Origin of the sequence: Streptomyces sp. WAC05292, from assembly GCF_003949955.1 — a bacterium.
In the GTDB taxonomy this organism is placed as follows: Bacteria; Actinomycetota; Actinomycetes; order Streptomycetales; family Streptomycetaceae; genus Streptomyces; species Streptomyces globosus.
The window spans coordinates 1-1,953 of record NZ_RPSE01000654.1 but is presented as its reverse complement, the minus strand read 5'-3'; the positions used below and the strand labels follow the sequence as shown (position 1 = coordinate 1,953).

Below are 1,953 nucleotides of genomic sequence, written 5' to 3'. Positions count from 1 at the left end.
CCCCGTCGCCCCCGACCCCGACGCCGTCCCCGACACCGCCTCCGCCCTCCTCAACTTCGACGGCATCTCCTACGCCAAGGGTGCCTCGGCGCTGCGCCAACTCGTCGCCTGGATCGGCGAGAAGGACTTCCTCGCCGGCATCAACACCCACTTCACCCGGCACCGGTTCGCCAACGCCTCCCTCGCCGACCTCATCGACTCCCTCGCCGCCCACACCGACCGCGACGTCCACACCTGGGCCGAGACGTGGCTGCGCACCACCGGCGCCGACACCCTCACCTCCCGCGTCCGGGAAGGCCACGGCGGCTGGACCCTCACCGTCGACCGCGACGGCAGCCGCCCCCACCACATCGCCGCCGGCCTCTACGACCGCGACCCCGGCGACGGCCGCCTCCACCTCCGCGAACGCCTCACCCTGGACCTCCCCACCGACGAAGTCCTCTCCGCCGCCGGACCCCGCCCCGCCCTCCTCGTCCTCAACGACGGCGACCTCGGCTACGCCAAGATCCGCCTCGACGAAACCTCCGTGGAGACCGCCCTGAGGGGCATCTCCGCGGTCCCCGACCCCCTCACCCGCGCCGTCGTGTGGAACTCCCTGCGCGACATGGTCCGCGACGGCGAACTCGAACCGGCCGCCTACCTCGCCACCGCCGAAGCACACCTCGGCGACGAACCCGACCTGGCCGTCGTCCAGGGCGCCCTCACCTTCGCCCGCCACCACATCGCCGACCGCTACCTCGCCCCCGACCGGCGCACCGAAGCCCTCACCACCCTCACCGGCATCGCGCGCGACCTGCTGCGCCGCACCGAGGACGGCTCCGACCCCGGCCTGCGCCTGTCCGCCGTACGCCTCCTCATCGACAGCGCCACCCAGCCCCACACCCTCACCGGCTGGCTCGACGACGGCACCGTCCCCGGCGGCCCCGAACTCGACCCCGAACTGCGCTGGCGCGTCCTCGCCCGCCTCGCCGTCCTCGGCGCCGCCACCCCCGCCGACATCGACGCCGCCCTCGCCGACGACCCCAGCGCCACCGGCCGTGACGGCGCCGCCCGCTGCCACGCCTCCCTCCCCGACCCCGCGGCGAAGGCCGCCGCCTGGGACCGCCTCTTCCACGACGACGACCTCTCCAACTACCTCTTCACCGCGACCGCCCGCGGCTTCTGGCAGCCCGAACAGGCCGACCTCCTCGCCCCGTACGTCCCCCGCTACTACACCGAGGCCACCGCACTCGCCGCCCGCCGCGGCCCGGCCATCGCCGAAGCCGCCGCCCGCCACGCCTTCCCCGCCCACGCCGTCGACCCCGGCCACCTCGCCACCGGCCGCGAAGCCCTCACCGACCCGGCCGTCACCCCCCGCCTCCACCGCGGCCTCACGGACCAACTGGACGACCTGGCCCGAGCCCTCCACGTCCGCACCGCCGACTCCTGACCGGGACGGGAGCCGCCACCCCACGCCGGGGCGGCGGCTCCCCTGCCCCGCAGGCACGGGACACCCGCCACACGAACGGGCGGTGACAGAGACGGGGGAGCCCCCGCCGCGCTTCCCCCGGGCCAGGGCCGCACCCGAGCGGTTCGCGCCCGCCTTCCGGATGGGGCGCACTCAAGAGACCGGCCGGCCCCGACAGCCTCCCCCACGCGTCCCCGCGCTCCTCCGGCGCTTCAGCGAACCGCACCCGGAGCTGCGCGAGATGTCCGCCTCGGCGGTCCGCGATGCGCCCCGGAAACCCACCTGGTCCTTCGGCGAACGACGGAACTCGCAACCCCGGCCGGTGTCCGCGACGGTGTGCCGCGGCCCACCCCACCGCCGGCACGTGGGAAGCGGCCCCGCCGAATGGCGGCCCGGCGGCCCGGCGCCCGAGTCCTCCCCGCTCCCGGACGGCCCCCTCCCGCGTGCCGCACCGCGGCCGCCGGCCGGCCACCTGCCCCCTCGCCAGGGCGGGGGCGGCGGTGGAC

At 76.5% G+C, this 1,953-nt stretch carries 1 protein-coding gene; it reads left to right on the top strand.

The features are described 5' to 3' along the window. On the top strand, positions 1-1,429 hold a 1,429-nt coding region (locus tag EF903_RS32090; RefSeq protein ID WP_185902937.1), incomplete at its 5' end, for an ERAP1-like C-terminal domain-containing protein. Positions 1,430-1,953 lie beyond the last annotated feature (524 nt).